The organism is Bacillus pumilus (assembly GCF_038738535.1).
Taxonomy (GTDB): Bacteria; Bacillota; Bacilli; order Bacillales; family Bacillaceae; genus Bacillus.
Map to the genome: position 1 here is coordinate 3,167,485 of NZ_CP046128.1, position 21,879 is coordinate 3,189,363.

23 protein-coding genes are annotated in these 21,879 nt (G+C 42.0%); 12 read left to right on the top strand and 11 right to left on the bottom strand.

From position 1 onward, the window contains the following. Positions 1 to 62 precede the first annotated feature (62 nt). The 5 genes from alsS (at position 63) to GKC25_RS16175 (ending at position 4,330) form a co-directional block, all read left to right on the top strand. The gene (gene alsS / locus GKC25_RS16155) at positions 63 to 1,763 is read left to right on the top strand and encodes an acetolactate synthase AlsS (protein WP_034660224.1); all 1,701 of its coding nucleotides are present in this window, start codon (positions 63 to 65) and stop codon (positions 1,761 to 1,763) included. Between the two features lie 35 nt (positions 1,764 to 1,798). Beyond that, positions 1,799 to 2,569: an acetolactate decarboxylase gene (gene budA, locus GKC25_RS16160; protein WP_034660225.1), complete on the top strand. Its 771-nt coding sequence runs from the start codon at positions 1,799 to 1,801 to the stop codon at positions 2,567 to 2,569. A 153-nt stretch (positions 2,570 to 2,722) separates the two neighbouring features. After that, the gene (locus tag GKC25_RS16165) at positions 2,723 to 3,199 is read left to right on the top strand and encodes an Lrp/AsnC family transcriptional regulator (RefSeq protein ID WP_034660226.1); all 477 of its coding nucleotides are present in this window, start codon (positions 2,723 to 2,725) and stop codon (positions 3,197 to 3,199) included. A gap of 7 nt (positions 3,200 to 3,206) precedes the next feature. Then, a complete protein-coding gene (locus tag GKC25_RS16170; protein ID WP_034660228.1) occupies positions 3,207 to 3,797 on the top strand; it encodes a chromate transporter in 591 nt (196 codons plus the stop codon). Then, positions 3,797 to 4,330 (top strand): chromate transporter, encoded by a 534-nt coding sequence (locus GKC25_RS16175; protein WP_060597737.1) that lies wholly within the window; start codon positions 3,797 to 3,799, stop codon positions 4,328 to 4,330. The genes GKC25_RS16170 and GKC25_RS16175 overlap by 1 nt, the downstream gene beginning before the upstream one ends. A 35-nt stretch (positions 4,331 to 4,365) precedes the next feature. On the opposite strand, the gene GKC25_RS16180 is transcribed toward GKC25_RS16175, so the two are convergent. Further along, the gene (locus GKC25_RS16180) at positions 4,366 to 5,685 is read right to left on the bottom strand and encodes a UDP-glucose dehydrogenase family protein (RefSeq protein WP_034660229.1); all 1,320 of its coding nucleotides are present in this window, start codon (positions 5,683 to 5,685) and stop codon (positions 4,366 to 4,368) included. A 116-nt stretch (positions 5,686 to 5,801) separates the two neighbouring features. Continuing rightward, positions 5,802 to 5,945 (bottom strand): hypothetical protein, encoded by a 144-nt coding sequence (locus GKC25_RS16185; RefSeq protein WP_003214884.1) that lies wholly within the window; start codon positions 5,943 to 5,945, stop codon positions 5,802 to 5,804. A gap of 186 nt (positions 5,946 to 6,131) precedes the next feature. Between GKC25_RS16185 and GKC25_RS16190 the strand changes: the two genes are divergently transcribed. Together GKC25_RS16190 and GKC25_RS16195 are read left to right on the top strand one after the other, a co-directional pair. Next, positions 6,132 to 7,739 carry an SWIM zinc finger family protein gene (locus tag GKC25_RS16190; protein WP_095285696.1) on the top strand — a complete coding sequence of 536 codons (1,608 nt, stop codon included), beginning with the start codon at positions 6,132 to 6,134 and terminating at the stop codon, positions 7,737 to 7,739. Further along, positions 7,726 to 10,503 carry a DEAD/DEAH box helicase gene (locus tag GKC25_RS16195; protein ID WP_187704201.1) on the top strand — a complete coding sequence of 926 codons (2,778 nt, stop codon included), beginning with the start codon at positions 7,726 to 7,728 and terminating at the stop codon, positions 10,501 to 10,503. The genes GKC25_RS16190 and GKC25_RS16195 overlap by 14 nt, the downstream gene beginning before the upstream one ends. A 70-nt stretch (positions 10,504 to 10,573) precedes the next feature. Here GKC25_RS16195 and GKC25_RS16200 read toward each other — a convergent pair whose 3' ends face one another. The 3 genes from GKC25_RS16200 to GKC25_RS16210 all read right to left on the bottom strand — a co-directional run bounded on the left by GKC25_RS16200 (position 10,574) and on the right by GKC25_RS16210 (position 13,133). Beyond that, positions 10,574 to 11,362 (bottom strand): PAS domain-containing protein, encoded by a 789-nt coding sequence (locus tag GKC25_RS16200; RefSeq protein WP_034660232.1) that lies wholly within the window; start codon positions 11,360 to 11,362, stop codon positions 10,574 to 10,576. A 152-nt stretch (positions 11,363 to 11,514) separates the two neighbouring features. Then, the gene (locus GKC25_RS16205) at positions 11,515 to 12,375 is read right to left on the bottom strand and encodes a Cof-type HAD-IIB family hydrolase (RefSeq protein ID WP_216454710.1); all 861 of its coding nucleotides are present in this window, start codon (positions 12,373 to 12,375) and stop codon (positions 11,515 to 11,517) included. Positions 12,376 to 12,776: 401 nt separating this feature from the next. Further along, positions 12,777 to 13,133 carry a hypothetical protein gene (locus tag GKC25_RS16210; RefSeq protein WP_034660233.1) on the bottom strand — a complete coding sequence of 119 codons (357 nt, stop codon included), beginning with the start codon at positions 13,131 to 13,133 and terminating at the stop codon, positions 12,777 to 12,779. Positions 13,134 to 13,250: 117 nt separating this feature from the next. Between GKC25_RS16210 and GKC25_RS16215 the strand changes: the two genes are divergently transcribed. After that, entirely contained in the window at positions 13,251 to 13,661 is a 411-nt protein-coding gene (locus GKC25_RS16215; RefSeq protein ID WP_003215215.1) for a YwpF-like family protein, read from the top strand. 27 nt (positions 13,662 to 13,688) lie between these two features. Here GKC25_RS16215 and mscL read toward each other — a convergent pair whose 3' ends face one another. Further along, positions 13,689 to 14,084, bottom strand: a complete 396-nt coding sequence (gene mscL / locus GKC25_RS16220; RefSeq protein WP_187704202.1) for a large conductance mechanosensitive channel protein MscL — start codon at positions 14,082 to 14,084, stop codon at positions 13,689 to 13,691. Positions 14,085 to 14,210: 126 nt separating this feature from the next. Next, positions 14,211 to 14,645, bottom strand: a complete 435-nt coding sequence (gene fabZ, locus GKC25_RS16225; protein ID WP_012011512.1) for a 3-hydroxyacyl-ACP dehydratase FabZ — start codon at positions 14,643 to 14,645, stop codon at positions 14,211 to 14,213. A 218-nt stretch (positions 14,646 to 14,863) separates the two neighbouring features. Here fabZ and GKC25_RS16230 point away from each other — a divergent pair, with 218 nt between their 5' ends. Beyond that, a complete protein-coding gene (locus tag GKC25_RS16230) occupies positions 14,864 to 15,919 on the top strand; it encodes a tetratricopeptide repeat protein (RefSeq protein WP_034660235.1) in 1,056 nt (351 codons plus the stop codon). Between the two features lie 14 nt (positions 15,920 to 15,933). Here the strand turns inward: GKC25_RS16230 and GKC25_RS16235 are convergent, their stop codons facing one another. From GKC25_RS16235 to spoIIID, 4 genes are all read right to left on the bottom strand, one after another. Continuing rightward, a complete protein-coding gene (locus tag GKC25_RS16235; protein ID WP_034660236.1) occupies positions 15,934 to 16,752 on the bottom strand; it encodes a flagellar hook-basal body protein in 819 nt (272 codons plus the stop codon). A gap of 30 nt (positions 16,753 to 16,782) precedes the next feature. Next, positions 16,783 to 17,622, bottom strand: a complete 840-nt coding sequence (locus tag GKC25_RS16240) for a flagellar hook-basal body protein (protein ID WP_034660237.1) — start codon at positions 17,620 to 17,622, stop codon at positions 16,783 to 16,785. 124 nt (positions 17,623 to 17,746) lie between these two features. Then, a complete protein-coding gene (gene mbl, locus GKC25_RS16245) occupies positions 17,747 to 18,748 on the bottom strand; it encodes a cell shape-determining protein Mbl (protein ID WP_012011515.1) in 1,002 nt (333 codons plus the stop codon). A gap of 184 nt (positions 18,749 to 18,932) precedes the next feature. Beyond that, positions 18,933 to 19,211 (bottom strand): sporulation transcriptional regulator SpoIIID, encoded by a 279-nt coding sequence (gene spoIIID, locus GKC25_RS16250; protein WP_008343327.1) that lies wholly within the window; start codon positions 19,209 to 19,211, stop codon positions 18,933 to 18,935. 338 nt (positions 19,212 to 19,549) lie between these two features. Between spoIIID and GKC25_RS16255 the strand changes: the two genes are divergently transcribed. The 3 genes from GKC25_RS16255 (at position 19,550) to GKC25_RS16265 (ending at position 21,870) form a co-directional block, all read left to right on the top strand. Then, positions 19,550 to 19,963, top strand: coding sequence for a MarR family winged helix-turn-helix transcriptional regulator (locus GKC25_RS16255; protein WP_034660239.1), 414 nt, complete (start codon positions 19,550 to 19,552; stop codon positions 19,961 to 19,963). A 15-nt stretch (positions 19,964 to 19,978) separates the two neighbouring features. Continuing rightward, the gene (locus GKC25_RS16260; RefSeq protein ID WP_342689857.1) at positions 19,979 to 21,166 is read left to right on the top strand and encodes an MFS transporter; all 1,188 of its coding nucleotides are present in this window, start codon (positions 19,979 to 19,981) and stop codon (positions 21,164 to 21,166) included. 104 nt (positions 21,167 to 21,270) lie between these two features. Continuing rightward, the gene (locus GKC25_RS16265) at positions 21,271 to 21,870 is read left to right on the top strand and encodes an undecaprenyl-diphosphatase (RefSeq protein WP_034660243.1); all 600 of its coding nucleotides are present in this window, start codon (positions 21,271 to 21,273) and stop codon (positions 21,868 to 21,870) included. Positions 21,871 to 21,879: the final 9 nt, after the last annotated feature.

Here is a 21,879-nt window from a genome sequence, read left to right on the forward strand (position 1 = left end):
AATCATATCATGAAAATATATTTTCATAAAAAATTTTACTTGCCGAAAGGAGTGCGGGGTAAATGAATTCTCAAGCACAACCCCTAACAAGACGAGGAGCAGAATTGATTGTCGATACGCTGATTGCTCAAGGTGTGACCCATGTTTTTGCGATTCCAGGTGCAAAAATTGATGCCGTATTTGATGTATTAAAAGACAGAGGTCCAGAACTTGTCCTATGCAGACACGAACAAAATGCAGCCTTTATGGCAGCCGCTGTCGGCCGCTTAACCGGCAAACCAGGTGTTTGTCTCGTCACATCAGGTCCTGGCGCATCTAATTTAGCAACAGGTCTATTAACAGCCAATACAGAAGGTGACCCTGTTGTCGCAATCGCTGGAAACGTCATTCGTGCGGATCGGCTGAAACGAACACATCAATCACTCGACAATGCGGCATTATTCAAACCAGTCACAAAATACAGTGTTGAAGTACAAGACGTTCATAATATACCTGAAGCCTTAACAAATGCTTTTCGCGCGGCACAAAAGGGGCAGGCTGGAGCAGCATTTATCAGCTTTCCACAAGATGTCGTGACAGAACACACCACACAAACACCAGTGTCTGCTCACCCTTCTCCAGAACTAGGTCCTGCACCGGATGCTCTCATCAGTTCGGCCATCGCCAAAATTCAAAATGCACACTTACCTGTTGCGATTGTGGGAATGAAAGCAAGTCGTCCAGCTGCTGCAAACGCCACTAGAACATTATTGAAAACACTTGGGATTCCATTTGTCGAAACGTACCAAGGAGCCGGCGTTCTCTCAAGAGAGCTTGAGTCTCAATATGTAGGCAGAATCGGCTTATTCCGGAATCAGCCGGGGGATCTACTCATTGAACAAGCAGATGTCCTTTTGACCATCGGCTTTGATCCAATCGAATATGATCCGAAGCATTGGAATATTCAGCCGCAGCAGCGCCAGATCATCCATGTGGATGACATGCAGGCAGATATTGATCATTTTTATGAGCCAGCGCTTGAGCTTGTAGGCAATATAGCTAAAACCGTTAAACATCTAGCCCATGACAGTGTTCCACTTTCTCTATGCAAAGAACAAATTGATTTAGTCACTGAATTACAGGAGCTGTTAAGCGACATTGAAAAAGCACCAGAAAGAGACAGTCATCTATCTCACCCGCTGAATGTCATTCATACATTAAGACGCCTAATTCCTGATGACACGAAGGTCACGTGTGATATCGGATCTCACGCGATTTGGATGTCGCGTCACTTCCGCGTCTATGAGCCGAACACATTCCTGGTGAGCAACGGAATGCAAACATTAGGCGTCGCCTTACCATGGGCAATTGCGGCTTCCATACTAAATCCAGATGAAAAGATCATTTCGGTCTCAGGTGATGGCGGTTTTCTCTTCTCTGCAATGGAGCTTGAAACAGCCGTCCGCATGAAAACAAATCTCGTTCACCTTGTTTGGAATGACAGCACATACGACATGGTGGCGTTTCAGCAGGAAATGAAATATGACCGCACATCCTGCGTTGAATTCGGACAGATCGACTTAGTGAAATATGCGGAAAGCTTTGGAGCGACTGGATTACGGGTTAACTCACCTGAAGAGCTTTCAACTGTCCTTCAAAAGGGTATAAACATAGAAGGACCCGTTATTATTGATATTCCGATTGACTATCAAGACAACCCAGACCTCGCCAGTCAAAAATGGCCAGAAGTCTTTCGTGAAAAACACACATTGAACGTCAGATAAGATGTCCATACATTACATCAAAGGAGTGAGCGGATATGGGTATGATGCACCCAATGAATCAACAGAACGACACAAGACAACATGACAAACAGCAAGAGGTTTATCAAGTATCGACGATGACCTCTTTGCTGGAAGCCGTATATGATGGAGATTTCTCCCTTGCACATATTCCCAAGCACGGTGATTTCGGCATTGGTACATTCAATCAATTAGATGGAGAGCTGATCGGCTTTGACGGCGCATTTTATCGACTGCGCTCGGATGGAACAGCGACACCGGTTACCGATCAAGACTATTCACCATTCTGCTCTCTAGCATTCTTTGAAACAGATATCGTTCATCGAATTGATGCAGCCATGACGTCCAAAGAGCTAGAAGAAGAAATTGACCGCATTTTACCTAGTAAGAATGTTTTTTATGCGATCCGCATTGATGGATCATTCAAAAAGGTTCAAACACGTACGGTCGAAAAACAGAAAAAACCTTACGTTCCGATGGTGGAAGCAGTCAAGTCACAGCCCATCTTCGATTTCGAGGATATTCAAGGAACGATCGCTGGTTTCCGTACACCGCAATACGCACATGGTATTGCGGTGAGTGGATATCATCTTCATTTCATTGATGACGATCGGAGTGTCGGCGGACACGTATTTGATTACACCGTTGATCAAGTGACCATCCGCATTTCTCAAAAACGTCATATGAATTTACACTTGCCAAATACGCAGGAATTCTTCCAAGCAGACATTGATCGAGCTGACCTTGCACAACAAATTGCCAGTGCGGAAAGCAGCCCAGATCAATAAAATGAAGACACCCCGTTGATTCCGGGGTGTCTTTTTATGCAAAAAGATTATTTATCACTCCATGATATTTCATTTCGCTAGTAAATTGAAATTCATTCATTCTATTCGTAATGAAATATGATAAAATACCAACAGAAGAAAGGTGGTTATACGGTGTCAAACGACTATAGCATTCCGAACCTAACATTAGATGAAAGGGATAAACAAATTTTATCTCTATTACACGAGGACGGGCGTATGTCCTATACAGATCTCGGGAAACAAGTCGGTCTTTCACGTGTAGCTGTGCAAGCCCGCATTCAGCAGCTGATTGAAACAGGCGTCATTGAACGATTCACCACTGTGATTAACCCTGCTAAGATCGGCATTCACGTCTCTGTCTTCTTTAATGTAGAAGTGGAACCGAAATTTTTAGAAGCAGTAGCCCTTCAGCTTGAGCAGGAAACAGCTGTCACAAGCCTTTATCACATGACAGGGCCAAGCAAGCTGCATATGCATGGCATTTTTCAAAATGAACAGGAAATGGAGGCATTCCTGACAAAAAAGCTATACCCGCTAGAAGGCGTCGTGAGTGTGGACTGCCAAATGCTCATTAAACGATACAAAAGCCGAATGGGCATGAAATTGTAGACAGGAGTTGAAGCACTTGCAATCATATATCGAACTCATCATCGCTATGGTGCGAACCGGTATTCTCGGTTTTGGCGGAGGTCCTTCCGTCATACCGCTCATTCGCCATGAGGCGGTGGTGAAATATCACTGGATCAATGATGACGAGTTTGGAGAAACACTCGCCATTGCCAATGCATTACCAGGTCCGATCGCAACCAAAATGTCGGCATATCTCGGCTATCAATTGAAGGGCGTATCCGGCGCAATTGTCGCAACAGCTGCTCATATTTTACCAACATGTCTCGCCATGGTGGCACTCGTCACACTTGTCAGCGTCTTAAGCTCCTCACAAATCATTCAAAATATGATTGGCGCCGTAACACCAGTTATTGCCGTTCTGCTAGGCATCATGGCATATGAGTTTGGACAAAAAACGCTGAAAGGCTTCGGAACGATCTTCGGTATCGCTCTATTCCTTCTTGCCTTTATCGGACTGCAGGTGCTGTCCATTCATCCAGGAATCATTGTCATCATCTTTTTATTCTATGGCGCCTTTCATTTCAAACTGAAACAACGCTGGAATCGAACAAATAAAGAGAAAGGAGTGTCTTCATGATGCTGATTCTCTTTTTATTCTGGGCATTCTTCTTGTCCAATCTATTAGGATATGGCGGAGGACCTGCATCCATCCCGCTCAATTATGAAGAAATCGTCAATCATTTTCATTGGATGACGAACGAAGGGTTCTCCAATATGCTTGCATTAGCCAATGCACTGCCAGGACCAATTGCTACGAAGATCGCGGCATATGTCGGCTATGACGTCATGGGCTGGCCGGGCTTTATCGTGGCATTGCTTGCAACTGTACTGCCATCAGCCATTGGATTGATTTTATTGCTCAAGCTGATTGACCGCTTTCGCCAATCCCCTGTCGTAAAAGGCATGACCTTATCCGTACAGCCCGTCATTGCGATGATGATGCTTTTATTAACATGGGAAATCGGCGGAGATGCAGTGAAAGCCATCGGCTGGACGCAATCATTCGCCATTGCCGCGATCTCCTTTTTCTTTATGACCAAATTCAAAATGCACCCCGCCTTTCTCATTGTGGCTGCCTTTTTATATGGCGGATTCATTCTGCCGCATTAAAAAAACCGATAACATGACCTGTTATCGGTTTTCTTTTACATATAAATTGGAGAAATTGGTCTGCGCCCAATCGAATGATACTCGACCCCTGCTTGTTCTGCCGCTTCAAGCGTGTGACAGTTTCGCCCATCAAAAATAAGCGGCTGTCTCATCCATTCCTTGTAGGACGTGAGCGGAAACGTCTGAATCTCCGTCCACTCTGTTAATATACAAACTGCATGGACATCCTTTATCGCTTCTTCAATCGTTTGAGCAAACAAGACTTGATCCGGCAGTTCACGAGGGGCATGGCGTGCGGCAACAGGATCATAAGCTACAAGCTCCGCACCTAATTGATGGAGTGCATGAGCAATCGGAACCGACGGCGCCTCCCTCATATCGTCTGTATTCGGTTTAAAGGCAAGGCCAAGAAGTGCAATTCGCTTCCCTTCAAGATTTGCCCCCAGTCTCTCCTGAATACTTTGGATAAAACCGGCTCGCTGCTCATTGTTTACTTTAATCACAGCCTTTAGCAGTTCAAAATCGTGGGACACATGTCCTGCGATTTGGACAAGTGCATTTGTATCTTTTGGAAAACAAGAACCTCCGTAGCCAATTCCCGCCTTGAGAAACGAAGAACCGATCCGCTGATCGAGCCCCATTCCCCGCGCAACCCATTCAACATCAGCACCTGTTTTTTCACAAATGGAAGCAATCTCATTCATAAAGCTGATTTTAGTCGCAAGAAAAGCATTTGATGCATACTTGATCATTTCGGCACTTTTTCGGTCTGTTTTGACCACTGGCAGGTGGAAATCAGCATACATCTCCTCTAGCTGGTCTAATACGGCTTTTGTTTCAGCCCCAATGACAAGCCGATCTGCCCTCAAAGTATCTGAAATGGCAGAGCCTTCCCGTAAAAATTCTGGGTTAGATGCAATAGATAACGGCTCATTCCGTCCTAATTCTTGATGTATCATCTGTTCGATTTGATCACCCGTTCCGACAGGCACCGTACTTTTCACCACAAGAATCGCACCTGATTTCGCTTTTGTGCCCATCTCCTTTGCAGCCTGAAACACATACTGTAAATCAGCTTGGCCGTCTGCCTGCTGCGGGGTGCCGACCGCAATCATTAACACATCAGCCCGCGGGTAGGCTGCCGCTCCATTTATGTAAAATTGAATTCGTCCTTGCTCAAGATTGCGTTTCAGCAGTTCTTTTAATCCTGGCTCATACATTGGTGGATGTCCTTGTTTCAGCTGCATGACCTTTTTCCGGTCAATATCAATACACGCCACATTGTGCCCTGCCTCCGCTAAACACACACCTGTGACCAGCCCCACATATCCACAGCCTGCAATTGCAATATTCATGACACCATCAGCTCCCCATACGCCTTATGCTTGTAATGACATCGTATGCCGAGAGCTTTCGTTCCATTCATAAAAGCATACAAAAACCCCCTGCCATCACTAGCAGGGGGTCACTTTTATGAAACAAGACCATTTCGAATATGAGCAATCAGATTTTCAAGCATTTCTTTTGTGGTGACATCATTTGAATTCTCACCAATATCATGAGCGTACATCAAAATTTTTAAAAACTCTTCTTGATTTAAACCCTTATTGTCCATGTCTGTATCCTTTCGATTCCACTAATTTCATTATTATATGCTGTATGGTTGGTTTATGCAATACTCTAATACATCATTCGACAGCTTTTGAAATTTATGACCATTTTCATGAAAAACTTTTTTATAAATCACCATTGAGCTATAATAAAAGAATTGGAATCTTTTACTTGGTTAGGAGCGGATCAAATGCTTCAGCACAACATCAACGAAGAAGAAATCAAACAAACAGCCGAACAGATCAAAGAACTTCTTCCTGCAACAGATGAAAACAAACAACTCATCAAAAAAGCATTGATTACTTATAGACAGGACAGTGTATATCGTCTCAAGCAAGAATCTGATACGGAATGGTCAGCTTATGTACATGATGTCGTGGCAGCAAGAGTCCACCTTCATGTGCTGTTTCCTGTGAGAAGCAGCTGCTCATGTCCGGCAGATGGACTTTGTAAACACATTCTCGCTGTCTTCTTTTCGCTATACGCTCAAGTAGAGAGTGTGACCGGATTTACAGAAAATTGGTCAGAAAAGGATGAATTACAACGCAGCAAAGAATTGATTCGCCAGCACTTCCAAGTGAAGCGCCCAGACGAACAATCACTCCAAAGCTGGATGAATTTTTTCCAAGAGGAATTTAACCTCTGGCTGAAACGGACACCAAAGCACCAGCAAACACCGCAGCATTTGTATTACGGCTATTTATCAATCCTAAAAAAACACGCACCTCATTCACCTGAATTCAAGAGTTTGTATGCGATTCATACCTCAATCGATGTGTGGTTAAGGATTCATGAATTGATCGACCTCGGCCGGCTTGATGCCGAGAAGGACTTTTATTCCATGAATCCATATGTAGAACAGCTCATGAACACCATTTTCGATTCAGTGGATCACTTGAAGACATACGCTCTTTCCTTTTCCCTCGATCCGTTTCTTGAAAACACACCAACTGCCGTTCGGGCACTTCTTCAAATAAACGGACCTTTCCAGCATGAACGAGTAGCGGTCTTTATGGAGATTTGGGGCACCATATTAAATAGAGGGAAATGGGTTAAAAAAGAAACAGAATTACTGAAGAACGCTCAGCAGCAAGAACAAACGGTTGAACGTACCATCGGGCTGATGCACATGGATTATTTACAGAAAGAAGACGAAAGCCTCTTTCAGCAATTACAGCTGCTCAATGCAGATATGCTGCCAAATGTGCTCAATTGGCTGAAGGATCTCACAAACCGCAAGGACTGGAAGCGGCTCAAGCTCTGGTATCATGAGATTACCTATATTTTAGAGGAATATTGCCAGCTCGACCTTTCCTATAGAGAACTGCGAGGAGCCGTCAGTGATTTCTTCTTTTATTTAGACGCATACTTTAAGCAGACGAAGGATCATCATTTATATGAACGCTACCTCCAAATCTGCATGCCCTATGCGTTTACTGAATATAGTCAGCTATTATATGCACAGCAGCGTTATGCAGAATGGATTGAGATTCACAGCCTTGTTGGTTTCTCCATCAGTGAACTGGAGAAGGATCTGATCAAACAAATTGCAAAAGAGGAGCCTGAAGCGCTCATTCCATCGTACCACCGTGAAATCTCACTGCTTCTCGATCAAAAGAATCGAAGTGCTTATCGAGAATCTGTGAAAATGCTAAAAAAACTGCGCACGCTTTATCATAAAACGAAAAAAACCGCAATTTGGGAAAGATATGTAAAGCAGCTGCAGGATTCAACGAAACGGCTGCGTGCGTTCCAAGAGGAAATGAAGAAAGGAAAATTAATTGATGACACGCCATAAACAAATTGTCATTCATGCAGAACAAACAGAAGATTTCTCTTTCACCATTTCAGCGCAAGCAGAGGACGGACACCCTGTTCCACTTAATGAAATGAAGAGGCAGCTTTTCCAATGGCACGAATCGTCTTTTTACGGAACATTTTTAGAAGATGTGAGCTTTATTGGCACACCTGCCTTCCTGTTAAGCCCTTGGATGACCGTTGAATTGCTAGGAAAAAATTCATTTAATACCTTTAGTCATGTGACATTAACGGATGAAACGGAACCACTGATGAAGACAGCCTCCACCATTTACGAATTCATCGAGGACGAAGATTTCGTTCCCGATTACGAGGCGTGGACAGAAGGTGTGCTTCGGTTTAAAGACAAAGAAGGACTATTAGATGGCTATACGGCTGATTGGTTCTCCTTTGCCGTACAAGATTACATTCAATATGATGATGCCTTGCAGCACAAATGGAACCGCATGACAGCACAATCGCCTGCGCTCTCATCCTTCCAAGGACATTTTTTAGATGAGCAGGATTTCTTGGAGACGATTGGCTGGATTGATGACGAGACGCCTTTCACTGTCGGCTTGCGCTTAAATGAACCGGATTTCGACGGAGATGATTGGAAAATCGAATTGTTTTTGCGAGATAAGAAAAACAGCGACCTTCACTTTTTTGAGGGTATCCGTTCATTGAAAAGGTCTTGGCATCCGTATCAAGATAAAATCTCAAGAGAGCTGGAGCGATTCAGTCAAATTGTACCTTGGCTCTCTTTCACATCTGGCACCACGCTCATGTCAGAAGATGAAGCATGGCTCTTCCTGTCTGAAGCAAGTGAAACACTTGTGAATATGGGCATTGAGATCCTGCTCCCATCGTGGTGGCAAATCGTCAAAGAAAGCACCATGATGCTAAAAGCAAGGATTTCCTCTACCCCGCGAGGCGAGTCGCATGTCGGAATGGATGCCTTGATGGACTTTAATTGGCGCTTTGCTACAAACGGCATCGAGCTGACAGAAGATGAGTTCAACGAGCTTGTCCAAAGTAAACGGCGCCTTGTCAACATTCGAGGGCAATGGATCAAAATCGATCCAACCTTCATCCAGCAAATGAAAAAATGGATGGAGCGCGCCGAAAATGAAGGGCTGCACATGTCTGATATTTTGTCACGCGAGCTGGCAGATCAAGAAGCATCCTCTGAATCGATACCAGAACTGCTAGACAGCTCAGCATTTGCACATATTCAATTTGAACTTTCGTCTCAATTAAGAGGGCTTGTCCATCAGTTAAATGATACGCATGAGCTGCCTTCCTACGAAATGAGTGAGTCCTTCAAAGGCACACTAAGGCCGTATCAGCAGCATGGTGTCAACTGGCTGTTATTTTTAAGATCTCATGGATTCGGGGCTTGTTTAGCAGATGATATGGGCCTTGGAAAAACGATTCAAATGATTGCGTATTTCACATATCTGAAAGAGCAGAAGCAAAATGCCGCTCCATCTCTCATCATTGCGCCGACCTCTGTTTTAGGAAACTGGCAGCGAGAGCTTGAAACCTTCGCACCACATTTGAATGTCGCTCTGCATTACGGGCCATCGCGCCCTCAAGGGGAACACTTTACAAAGGCATACGAGTCAACAGATATTGTCCTGACGTCTTATGGACTCTCACATTCTGATCGTGATGAATTAACGTCAGCAAAGTGGGATACGATTTGTTTAGACGAAGCCCAAAACATCAAAAACGCCCATACGAAACAATCGAGAGCGATCAGACAGCTCAAAGGGCAGCATCATATTGCCCTTAGCGGGACACCTATGGAAAACCGTTTGACAGAGCTTTGGTCCATTTTCGACTTCGTCAACAAAGGATATCTCGGCAGCCTGACGAGCTTTCATAAGAAGTTCGTCCTGCCGATTGAAAAAGACCGCGATGAAAAAAGAATTGAACAGCTGCAGCAGCTGATAAAGCCCTTCCTATTAAGAAGAACAAAGCAAGATGAAGAGGTCGCCCTGAACCTGCCTGAGAAACTCGAAGAAAAAGAATTCATTCCGCTATCCGCTGAGCAGGCTTCTTTATATGAACAGCTCGTGAAGGATACATTCGAACACATGGCTTCGTTAACAGGAATGCAGCGGAAAGCCATTATTTTAAGTATGCTTGGCAGACTCAAACAGATTTGCGATCACCCGGCTCTCTATTTAAAAGAGAGTGGAACAGATGTGAAACTGCTGAAACGTTCATTAAAAATGGATAAACTCGCAGAGCTGTTAAAAGCAATACATGAGCAAGGAGAAAGCTGCCTCATCTTTACGCAGTATATTGGAATGGGGAACATGATCAAGCAGCTGGCGGAAAAGATGTTTGGAGAACCAGTTCAATTTTTAAATGGCAGCCTGTCAAAACAGGAGCGGGATAAAATGGTGGATCGCTTCCAGAAGAAAGAATTCAACATCTTAATTCTCTCTTTAAAAGCAGGAGGAACAGGACTTAACCTAACTGCCGCAAACCATGTCATTCACTACGACAGATGGTGGAATCCTGCTGTGGAAAACCAAGCGACAGACCGTGCTTATCGGATCGGACAAAAACGATTTGTTCACGTCCATAAGATGATCACAACGGGCACGATTGAGGAAAAAATCGATCAAATGCTCGAAACAAAACAAACGTTAAATGATCAAATTATCCAAAGTGAAAGTTGGATTACTGAGCTATCGACGAACGAACTAGAAGATTTATTCACATTAAGTGCGGCCGCTCAATCATCTTAATCCCAGCAAAAAGAGGACTTTTCTCAAACATGATGAAAAGTCCTCTTTTTTCATTTCATATGAACATAGGTTAAATGTGCAGCTTTTTCAATGCAGATTTCACGTTCATATACGTATTCAATTCACGGAAGTCCTCTCTCATTTCTCCCATTTTCATCGCAAGATTCGGTTTAATTCCTGTCACAATGAGTTCAGTACCAGTCATTAAAATTAAATCGTTCAGCTTAAAAATTGCATCTGCCACAAATGAATCCACTTCTAATAAACCAGACAGATCGACAATAAAATAATCGTCCTTGGATTGAGAGATATAGGTGGAGACTGTTGAGATAATTTTATGAAATCTTGGCGCTGTTAACGTACCAATGATCGGTAACACAGAAATACCATCTTTCACAGGAACAATTGGAACAGAAATATTCAGCACTTCATCAATCGATTGCTCAAGAAGCTCCTGCTGTTCCTTCTCTTTCGTGACATCTTTTTGCAGACCAACGAAATAAAGACGTTTTCCTTCATTTTCGTCAATCCAAAGAGGAGCCACACTTAACTCATTCCAAAACATCTGTCCAGATTTTTTATAATTTTTCAGCTGAACAGTGACAGCCTCTTTGTTCTCAATAGCTGTTCTAATTTGATTGAGAGCGATTTGCTCGGTTTCATTTCCTTGAAGGAAACGACAATTCTTCCCCAATACCTCGGGTTCTTGATAGCCTGTCATATCTAAAAAGCCCTTGTTCACATATATTAAAGGATTATCAGGTAAAGACGGGTCCGTCACCGTCAGGCCAACCTGAGTATAATCTAAGGCTTCCTTGATTAAATGCAGATTTTCGGACTTATAAGATTCCAGCGCCATTCGTTTACTCTCCTTAATTTCTTACAAGCGGGTTATGTTCATAATTAAATTATATGATGTTCCACATCAGGTGTAAATAGAAGTAGTTCTGAATTCCTCTTTTGTAGAATGCGCTTTATCCTATGTGATTTATACAACGTCATCCGATTCATCTATTTCAAAAGGTGTCGAATCATATGCGCCACACCATGTTCATCATTTGTTAACGTGACATGATCAGCGATTTCCTTCATATCCTGTCTCGCATTGCCCATCGCAACCCCAACACCAGCTGCTAGAAGCATCGATTCGTCATTTAAACTGTCTCCTACAGCCGCTGTCTGGCTTAAAGGAATACCAAGTCTTTCTGCCAGCCTTGTTAATGCCTGCCCTTTAGATGCTTCCTTTGAACCAATTTCAAAGTTATGATCGGCTGAACTAACCATTGTGACATCTGAATCATCACCAAACATATCCCATCCTGCCTTCAATCTGTCTTCAAAGAAAGAGAAACCTAAGATATTGTAGAATGAAAGCTTTCGATCCTCACGGAACAATTCTTTATATGTATCAATATAAGAAAAACCTGACTGACTGTATTGAACTTCTGCCGCTTGTTTTAAAATATTTCGATCCGTTTTTGGATTAGCACTTTTTAAGCGGTCCATTTCAATCGCAAGAAGCTCTCTGCCGCGATTCGGTGTGAAAATGGCTTCGTTTGTAAAAACTTCATAATAATAGTCACGTTCTTCAAGCCATGACAATATATGTTTGGCCTTTTCTTCGTGTAAAACAGCTGAATGGTACACTTGTCCAGCCGGATCATGAATCACAGCTCCATTGGCACTAATCACCCATGTATTCATACCAAGCTGATCAAAAATAGACCTCACATCAAAATACGCTCTTCCTGTTGAAACGACAACTTCCATTCCATTCGCCGCTGCTTCCTTTAATGCCTGCTCATTTTCCCGACTCACTTTGTGTTCACTGTTCAATAAAGTTCCGTCTAAATCCGTTGCGATCAATTGAATGTTTGTCATCGTTCTCTCCTTTTTGTCTCCATTTTCGGCTATCATACCGCTGATAAAATCCATCATCATTATGAAATGAGTATCCACTATTTGCAAGAGGTGATCGGTTTATCAGTGAATAAAAGGGTACCCGGCCACGCTACATGACCGGATACACACAAGGGGATTTACAGGGGACACATGACCTATACAAAGAAGCTATGGTTCTATTACGCAGTGTTCTTATGCACAAGGCAGCGTCTATCAGCTTTAGCTAGAGGGGGGCTGTCAGATGCTAGACGTTACCTTTTGTTTCAGACCGTACCTCCTTTCCTTTCAACTGCCCTTAGTCTACTGAGAAAGGTCGTATGTGACAAAACATGAAAATGACAAAATGATCTCTCAAATTCTCTATTTCCTCTTTAATTTCTGTTTTTTACTGCTTGAGTATAAAACATCATCTTGTTTTGTTTGATGAAAAACTTATTTTTCATAAATTGATAAAAAACGTCTGAATGAATCCAATTACTAGAAGGCATGTGAATATAATCAGAACCGTCCCACGCAAACCAATAAAAACAAAGCTGCCCGTCATGAATCGACAATTGAAATTCAAAGCAGTCCATTTGATCCTCGGTGACGTATTGAAACGTGAGTGACTCGCCTTCTTCCATGTACACATCACAAAATGAAAGAATGTCTCCCCACGAATAAACGCGCATTGTGCTCTTTGCCTTCTCCTCGCCAATATGTATGTTTCGCAATTGATAGGACTCCATAAAACATCTCCTTTCACTCATATACAGCTCGTTCTAAGCAGGCAGCGGTTTCATTTATACAGATGTTGTATGCTATAATAATACTTACGAATAATGAACGCTTGTGAGGTGATAAATATGAAAACCTTTAGGCTGATTGATTTAAAAATCGAACTTGATCCAAAGCAAGATAAAATGTCCAGCATTCCCCTTCGTGACGGTTTAATCATTAATAAAGAAGATGGTGAAAATCACTGGATGATCGAGGCACTCATTCCAAAGAAACATAGACAGGTGTTTGAGGTGCTTTTTCAGCAGCACACTGAAGTGAAGATTCTTGTGACGATCACAAAAGAAAACAACCGCCCTGTTCATCTATCTGTCCAAGTCAAAAACATTGTTGCTTTAGAAGAAAACATTTCTGTGCTGCTCGATGGTAAAATGATTACAAACCGTTACAGAACAGAAACCGAAGAAGTACTAAAAGACCTCGTCAAAGAGGGGCTTTCCGGAGAAAAACTGCTGGATGCATTTAAACAAAACACATAAAAAAGAGCGGGATTAGCCGCTCTTTTTCTATTGCACATCTTTCGATTGGCTTTGATTTTTCAATAGATCTCTAATTTCAGTTAGTAAAACTTCCGTTTGACCCGGCGTTTCTACAACCTCTTCTTCCTCTACCTTTTTCCGTTTTAATTTATTCAAATAACGAATAAAGATAAAAATGGAAAACGAGATAATCAAGAAATCAATCACTGTTTGAATGAAGCTCCCATATAAAATTTGAGCAGATCCAATCTTAATAGATAGACTGCTAAAATCATGTCCCCCAATAATAATACCGACGAGCGGCATGATCAAATCATTCACAAGAGAAGTGACAATTTTGCCAAATGCCCCCCCAATGATGACACCTACAGCCAAGTCAATGACATTTCCCTTGACTGCAAATTCTCTAAATTCTTTCAGCATCTTTTATCACCTTCATCTTTTTTTGTCTAATATGACGTTTTTTTGTCAAAAATGCAAGTCCTGATCCGTTCAGGCTGGGCGTTTCCATATAAAAAGCGATTCATCCTTGATGAACCGCCAGGCAAATCATGATACTTTAGGACCGATAGAAAATGTTAGTTCTGCTTCACATGCAACTTCGCCATCTACTGTAGCTACTGCTTTTCCTTTTGCAACCGGACCTCGGAGACGCGTCACTTCTACCTCTAAACGAAGCTGATCGCCAGGCTTCACCTGTCTTTTGAAACGGCAGCCGTCAATTCCTGCAAACAAACCAATTTTTCCTTTGTTTTCTTCTTTACCTAACATAATCACCCCGAACACCTGTGCAAGTGCTTCTACAATAAGCACACCCGGCATGACTGGGTATCCTGGGAAATGACCATTAAAAAATTCTTCGTTCACTGTGACATTTTTAATCCCAACCGCTCTTTTCTCTCCCTCAACCTCTAAAATACGGTCGACCAATAAGAATGGATAACGGTGTGGAATAATGTCTTGAATTTGCTGAGCATCAAGCATATCTTGATCTCTCCTTTTTTCTATATCGATGATCTTCATTTGATTCCTATAGAAGTATATTATGAATGCTCGTATTTTTCAACGTCCGCTCTGCATATATGGTAAAAAATAGAATATATCATTACCTATTGTCATCAAATATAATCCACACTACACTCATTGTTTTTTCACAAATATGGTAATATATATTACATCATTGATTGAATAAGAGGGTAAAAATGAATTTTATGAGTGATAAATCCATTAAAAAACTTCTCCATTCGTGGTATACAATGCTGAAGCATCGACATTTTTCGAAGGCTGAAGAAATCAAAACAACTCTATTAAAGCATAAACGTAAAATATCAAAAAAACAGGAACTCTATTTACATTATCAGCTGATGCTTTTTCGCCATCAGCTCTGGATGAATCAGACAGAGGACCTAGAAAAAATCAAACATGAACTAATGCAGCACAAAGATGATATGAACGAAGAACTGGCCTATTACTTTTACTTCTTTCTAGGGCTCTACGAAGCTTTAAACAGCGATCAAAATGATGCGATCTACTATCTCGAAAAGGCGGAAGAACGCCTGTCATTCCTTAACGATGAGCTGGAGGAAGCAGAGTTCCATTTCCGTACAAGTGGTGTTTATTATAACAACCGCTATTCGTTGTTATCAATTCGTCATATTCAAAAGGCCATGGATATCTTTGCAAAGCATGGGGATGATCATAGCCTCTATCGTTGTAAAATTGTGCTCGGCCTTAATTATAGCGATCAAAAAAAATATGAGGAAGCAGAAGCTATTTTTATTGAGATCATCGAATACGTGAACATCATTGATGATCAAGAATTGCTCGGTATCGTTTATTATGACGCTGGCTTTATTCAGTCGAGACAAAATCGTCACAAGAAAGCGCTGGAATACTTTAAAAAAGCACTTCGTCTCCCAGCATACCGGAAGGCAGCACACTCCTATGTATCGTGCCTCTACGAAACGGTGCGTTCCTGTTATAAAGAAAATTTAACCGATGAAGGAATGAAGTATATTCAAAAAGGATTAAAAGAGGCCGTTGCTTCTCAGTTTGATATTTTAAGAATCAAGTTCCAAATCTTATTTCTTCTCTACAGCCAAACGCCAAAGGCAGATGAGCAGATCGCAAGGCTCGTCACATGTCTTGAACGAAAAGAAGCTTGGATTGATCTTGAGGATCTGCTTGCCGATGTCTCAGATTTTTATAAAAAAAAGGGCGACTTTGAGCGAGCCGCCTTTTTTATCATGAGAGGCTGATGTCAGCCTGCTCATTATCGAATTGTATTCACTAATCCCAGCATCTGATCACCCATTGTAATCGTTCTTGAGTTCATCTGATAGGAGCGCTGTGTTGTCATGAGATCTGTTAATTCTTTAGACATGTCCACATTCGACGTTTCAAGTGCACCTTGCTGAAGCTGAATCGCTTGGCGGTTTGCTCCATTTAGTGCCGTTAATGCGCCTTGATAAGTACCGTCAACTGAGAACAAATTATCTCCTTCAGAGACGAGTGCTGAAGAGTTATTGACTTGTACAACACCTAGATTCACCTGCTGATTCGGTTGATTATCTCTTGAAATAGCCGTAAGACGTCCATTTTTATCAATTGAAATATCACGGAAATTCGCATTTAAGACGATTTCATTTCCGTTTTCATCAAGAATCGGATAGCCTTCGCTAGTGACAAGCTGCACTTGGTTACGATTATTGCCTGGCTGTAAGTAAAGAGAACCATCTCTTGTATAACGGATATTACCGCCGGCGTTGACCTGCATATACTGAGATGGCGCTCCAAATGCAACATCAAGATCACGTCCTGTTTCTTTAATAGAACCTTGCATCGAGTTAATGGACGCATTGACCATAGTACCCGTTCCAAGCCTTAGCCCATCAGGTGTCAGACGACTGTTTGCCACCTGCTCATTTTTTTCATCTACCTGATTGAACTGTTGTCTGATCAGCTCTGAGAAGCGGGTATTTTTCGCGCGGTACCCTGTTGTTTCACTGTTCGCAATGTTATTGCTGATCATATCAAGCTGCTTTTGCACTTCGTTCATCGATACAGCTGCATTGATCATCGTTCTAAGCATGAGAATCCTCCTTTCTTTTTCATTCCTTGATTAGTACACTCTGCCAATTTCATTTACTGCTTTTTCTAAGCTTTTATCATACGCCTGAACCACTTTTTGGTTTGTTTCAAATGCTCGATAGGCAGTTGTCATTTCTGTATATGATTTCGTCACATCCACGTTCGACAGCTCCGATACACCTTGACTTAACGTATATGACATTTGACCATTATTGACTGCACTTGGCAGTGGCTGGTTATCAGCTGTACGGTATAAATCATTTCCTTCTCTCGCTAAGTTCCTTGTATCCATCGCAACACGTACATCGATTTGTCCGAGATTTTGTCCATTTTCACTCACAGTTCCATCTGCATTCACTTTGAAATTCTCACTCTGAACCGTAATCGGCTGACCTGTCACGGAAAGAAGGGCACGGCCACCAATGGTCAACTGATTTTGTGCATTCAATGTAATGGAGCTGCTTTTCGTATAACGAACGCCTTCTGGTGTATTAACCGCATAAAAGAGCGCTGATTTCTGATTGGTCTCCGGGTTGATCGGCACATTATTTTCGACTAGTGCGACATCCGTTGTTTGATCTGTTGTTTTTAAAGTTCCCTGTGTAAATTGAGGGATCAGTTCCTGCATATATGTCCCCGTATTAATGCCGCCAATCGGCGTTTGCTGCGGAACACTAAAACCTTTGCCTGAGGATGTTTGGAAACGTCCTGATTCCATTCGGCTTAGCAGCATTTCCGGAAATGCCCGCATGGTCCCCTCATCCGCTTTATAACCTGGCGTATTCGCATTTGCGATATTATTTGAAAGCATTTCTGTCCGCCGCTCTTGAGCGATCATGGCAGATGTTGCGGTGTATAGTCCTTTTAACACGTGCTCACCTCATTAAAATTCTTTCACATGACCTAAACACAATCTTCTATGAAATATATCGGCATATTTGCAGGGTTCTTTAATAAAAATCCCCCATTCTTTCGAAAAAGAATGAGGGACATCATTAGCTGAGTTTACGCTTTGGCAGCTTGTCCATATTATCAAGCATGACGCCAGTACCAACAGCTACACAATCCATTGGATTCTCGGCAACGAAAACTGGTACTTTCAGCTCTTCTGCAAGCAATTGATCAAGCCCGTTTAGAAGAGCTCCGCCACCTGTAATAATGACGCCGCGATCAATAATATCAGCTGATAATTCAGGCGGTGTTCTCTCAAGAACTTGCTTCGCAGCCTGAACAATCGCAGATACAGATTCACGCAATGCTTCTTCTACTTCTTTGCTTGTGACGGTAATCGTTCTTGGTAATCCTGTCACCATGTCTCGTCCACGAATTGAAATCTCTTCGTGACGTGCGTCTGGGAATACCGTTGCAACTTGGATCTTAATATCCTCAGCCGTGCGCTCACCGATCAACAGCTTGTACTCTTTTTTAATGTAGTTGAGAATTTCCAGATCAAATTTGTCTCCAGCCATTTTAATAGAAGAGGCGGTTACAATGTCACCCATTGAGATGACAGCGATATCTGTCGTTCCGCCTCCAATATCTACGACCATGTTTCCACTCGGCTGAAAAATATCCATACCAGCACCGATAGCTGCTACTTTTGGCTCTTCTTCAAGAAATACATGCTTACCACCGCTTTTTTCAGCAGCTTCTTTGATCGCCTTCTGCTCAACAGATGTAATGTTTGTCGGGCAGCAGATGAGCATACGCGGCTTAGAGAACAGCCCTTTCACATTTAATGAGTTAATAAAATGCTTGAGCATCGCTTCAGTTACTTCAAAATCAGCGATTACGCCATCTTTTAATGGACGAATCGCAACAATATTCCCAGGCGTACGTCCAACCATACGTCTAGCCTCTTCTCCAACAGCCAAAACTTTCCCGCTGTTTTTGTCAAGAGCTACAACAGATGGTTCATTTAACACAATTCCTTTTCCTTTGACATGAATCAGTACATTGGCAGTACCAAGATCAATTCCAATATCCCTAGCAAACATCTATATATATCCTCCTTGAAAATCTGTTTCCATAGCAAATACCACATTCTGCCCTAATTATATATTCTATCATAATTTGCAGAAAAAAAGATATTTCTTTACAAAAGTCTTTACAAAATTTGTGGTTAGAAACTACCGATAAGAGGAAGATATATATGTCATGTTTATGAACAAAGAACTAAGCTTACTGTTTCACAGGCTCGCCTTCTAAAATTTCTTCTTTTTTATACTTTAATTTAGTGGCTTCTCCTCCTCGCAAGTGGCGGATTGATTTATGATAATCCAGTATCTCCTTCACTTCATTAGCCAGATCTGGATTAATTTCTGGCAGTCTTTCTGTTAGATCCTTGTGTACAGTACTTTTAGAGACTCCAAATTCTTTCGCAATTACACGAACGGTTTTCTTTGTCTCCACGATATACTTTCCTATCTTGATTGTTCGCTCTTTGATGTAATCGTGCACACCACTCGACCTCCCTAAAATGGATGTGAGAAGTGTGAAATGAGATCCGTATAAATATTATCCATTTTCAGCAGCGCTTGTTCGTCTTAATTTCTCATCCATTAGGTAGTAAATGCCAAACACGATCCCTCACCTCAAACACTCTCTTTGTCAGGTTTGTAACAGTGTATTAGCATTGCATAGGGAATATGCTAAAAATGAAGATGGGACAAGGGATTTATCAGAAAATGCAATCATTTCGAGTGGCGAAAATTTTTACTTTACAAGGATGGGTCAAGCACGTAAAATAGAAAAGGTGATTTTATTTACCTAGCTAAATATTTAATAAAGGTGAGCATATGGATACGTTAAATAGAGAGTGTTTACATCAAATACATCAAGGCGCACGACTGATGTCTAAAAAGGCGAACGAAGCGCTTGCTGCTTATGACTTGTACATGTCCCAATGGACTGTACTTTTTTGTTTGGATACATTCGGCCCGAAAACCCAAAAAGACATTTGGACATATTTGAACGTCGAAGCCCCAACCATTACCCGAACCGTCACCCGTCTAGAAGCAAATGGCTGGGTGAAACGTGTACAAGGAAAAGATAAACGTGAAAATCTGATCGTGATGACAGATGATGCTAAGGCCCGATTTGAAGAAATCAAACGCACGATGGAACAATTTGAAGAAGAATGTCTATCAGATTTCACCTACGAAGAAAAACAACTCCTCCATACACTTTTACACAAATTATCAACTGAATAGGAAGTGACATACATCATGAACGAACGCATTTGGACGAGAGACTTTATCATGATTGTCCTGGTGAATTTATTTACGTTCACCTCTTTTTATGCCCTTTTGACATTGCTGCCCATTTACACAATGGATGAACTAAATGGAACAGAATCACAGGGCGGCCTCCTTGTGACGGTCTTCTTATTGTCTGCTATTGTGACAAGACCGTTTTCTGAAGCCATTATTGAGAAATTCGGCAAAAAACGGATGGCGATTTTCTCATCAACGGCATTTGCCTTACTCACTTATTTATACATTCCGATTGATCAATTCCATACGCTTCTCATGCTGCGTTTCATGCAGGGAATCTTTTTTAGCATTTTGACGACAGTAGCCAGTGCCATTGCGGCGGATATGATCCCGAAACATAAACGCGGGGAAGGACTCGGCTACTTTGTCATGTCGATGAACCTTGCTGTTGTCATCGGTCCATTTATCGCACTGAATCAAGTAGGAAAAGTAGGATTCCATTCTTTATTCCTTCTCTTTTCCATTATCGTTACCATCGGGGCTGCTTTTACGATGCTGATTAGACAGCCGGAGCCTGAAAACGGGGGAAGCGTCGTCTTCCGATTTACTTTTTCTCACCTGTTTGAAAAAGGCGCATTAAAAACAGCGGCAGTCGGCATCATTATTTCCTTCTGTTATTCGCCGATCATTTCATTTATTTCAGTCTATGCCAATTCCCTTCACTTGATGGGTGCAAGCAGTTATTTCTTTATTGTGTTTGCGGCAGCGATGCTTGGATCACGTCCATTTACAGGCAGACTTTTTGACCGAGTAGGACCTCACATTGTGATCTATCCTTCCATTGCTCTTTTTGCGATTGGTTTATGGATGCTGACAGCTACACATTCAGCGACAATGCTTCTTCTATCAGGTGCTGTCATTGGTCTTGGATATGGATCTCTAGTGCCATGTTTACAAACACTTGCCATTCAGCACTCACCAGCTCACCGTACAGGCTACGCGACGGCTACTTTCTTTACCCTATATGATACGGGTATTGCTGCTGGCTCATTTGTATTTGGTCTTCTTGTCAGCTTCACAGACTTTTCAAATGTATATCTCATTGCAGGTATTGTTGTCTTGCTAAGTATGATTGTTTTTTATTGGAGCGAACGAAAGCCACAAGAAGCAAAAGCACAGAAGGTCTCCCTATCAGAATAGGATACTATTTTAAACTTCATCGGAAACATGCTAAAATATAGGATATTTCAAATAGACGATTATTTGAAAAATAGTTGGCATTAAGCGAAGGTATAGGTGATGTTTTGAATTACGAATTGTTTAAAGTCATACACGGGATGGCTCATCATTCTGAGTTTTTAGATCAAGCCATGATTTTCATTACGAAAAAGGCCATTCTTGTGTATGCCCTTGTCTTATTGATTTGCTGGTTTTTAGGTAATCACAAATTTAAGAAGCATGTCTTCTTTTCCGGTGTAACGGGCATCGCGGCACTCATCGTCAATTTTGCGATTACACTGTTTCATTATGAAGAGCGGCCGTTTGTGGCGCATAAAGTCGACACACTCATTCCGCACTCAGCAGACGCTTCCTTCCCAAGTGACCATACAACAGGTGCACTGGCTCTTTCACTTGCCATTAGATCTCGTAATAAAAAGCTTGGCAACATCTTGCTCGTCTTTGGATTACTCACAGGATTCTCCCGCATTTGGGTCGGTCACCATTATCCATTAGATGTCTTAGGCAGCTTAGTCGTATCGATCGTGGTTGTCTTTATCATGAATAAATTATGGAAGTTCTTTGACTCTCCAATTGACCGCATTGTCACTTTCTATGAGACAATTGTAGGGAAAATATTCAGAAGGAAGCAAAAGGATCAGGGCTCTGACCTGTCTAACTCTTAAGCGGCTTGC

What these genes read in the sequence shown, in the direction of transcription:
- alsS (WP_034660224.1), top strand. Translation starts at nt 63, where the DNA reads ATGAATTCTCAAGCACAACCCCTAACAAGACGAGGAGCAGAATTGATT.
- budA (WP_034660225.1), top strand. Translation starts at nt 1,799, where the DNA reads ATGGGTATGATGCACCCAATGAATCAACAGAACGACACAAGACAACAT.
- GKC25_RS16175 (WP_060597737.1), top strand. Translation starts at nt 3,797, where the DNA reads ATGCTGATTCTCTTTTTATTCTGGGCATTCTTCTTGTCCAATCTATTA.
- GKC25_RS16180 (WP_034660229.1), bottom strand. Translation starts at nt 5,685, where the DNA reads ATGAATATTGCAATTGCAGGCTGTGGATATGTGGGGCTGGTCACAGGT.
- GKC25_RS16185 (WP_003214884.1), bottom strand. Translation starts at nt 5,945, where the DNA reads ATGGACAATAAGGGTTTAAATCAAGAAGAGTTTTTAAAAATTTTGATG.
- GKC25_RS16190 (WP_095285696.1), top strand. Translation starts at nt 6,132, where the DNA reads ATGCTTCAGCACAACATCAACGAAGAAGAAATCAAACAAACAGCCGAA.
- GKC25_RS16195 (WP_187704201.1), top strand. Translation starts at nt 7,726, where the DNA reads ATGACACGCCATAAACAAATTGTCATTCATGCAGAACAAACAGAAGAT.
- GKC25_RS16200 (WP_034660232.1), bottom strand. Translation starts at nt 11,362, where the DNA reads ATGGCGCTGGAATCTTATAAGTCCGAAAATCTGCATTTAATCAAGGAA.
- GKC25_RS16210 (WP_034660233.1), bottom strand. Translation starts at nt 13,133, where the DNA reads ATGGAGTCCTATCAATTGCGAAACATACATATTGGCGAGGAGAAGGCA.
- GKC25_RS16215 (WP_003215215.1), top strand. Translation starts at nt 13,251, where the DNA reads ATGAAAACCTTTAGGCTGATTGATTTAAAAATCGAACTTGATCCAAAG.
- mscL (WP_187704202.1), bottom strand. Translation starts at nt 14,084, where the DNA reads ATGCTGAAAGAATTTAGAGAATTTGCAGTCAAGGGAAATGTCATTGAC.
- fabZ (WP_012011512.1), bottom strand. Translation starts at nt 14,645, where the DNA reads ATGCTTGATGCTCAGCAAATTCAAGACATTATTCCACACCGTTATCCA.
- GKC25_RS16230 (WP_034660235.1), top strand. Translation starts at nt 14,864, where the DNA reads ATGAATTTTATGAGTGATAAATCCATTAAAAAACTTCTCCATTCGTGG.
- GKC25_RS16235 (WP_034660236.1), bottom strand. Translation starts at nt 16,752, where the DNA reads ATGCTTAGAACGATGATCAATGCAGCTGTATCGATGAACGAAGTGCAA.
- mbl (WP_012011515.1), bottom strand. Translation starts at nt 18,748, where the DNA reads ATGTTTGCTAGGGATATTGGAATTGATCTTGGTACTGCCAATGTACTG.
- GKC25_RS16255 (WP_034660239.1), top strand. Translation starts at nt 19,550, where the DNA reads ATGGATACGTTAAATAGAGAGTGTTTACATCAAATACATCAAGGCGCA.
- GKC25_RS16260 (WP_342689857.1), top strand. Translation starts at nt 19,979, where the DNA reads ATGAACGAACGCATTTGGACGAGAGACTTTATCATGATTGTCCTGGTG.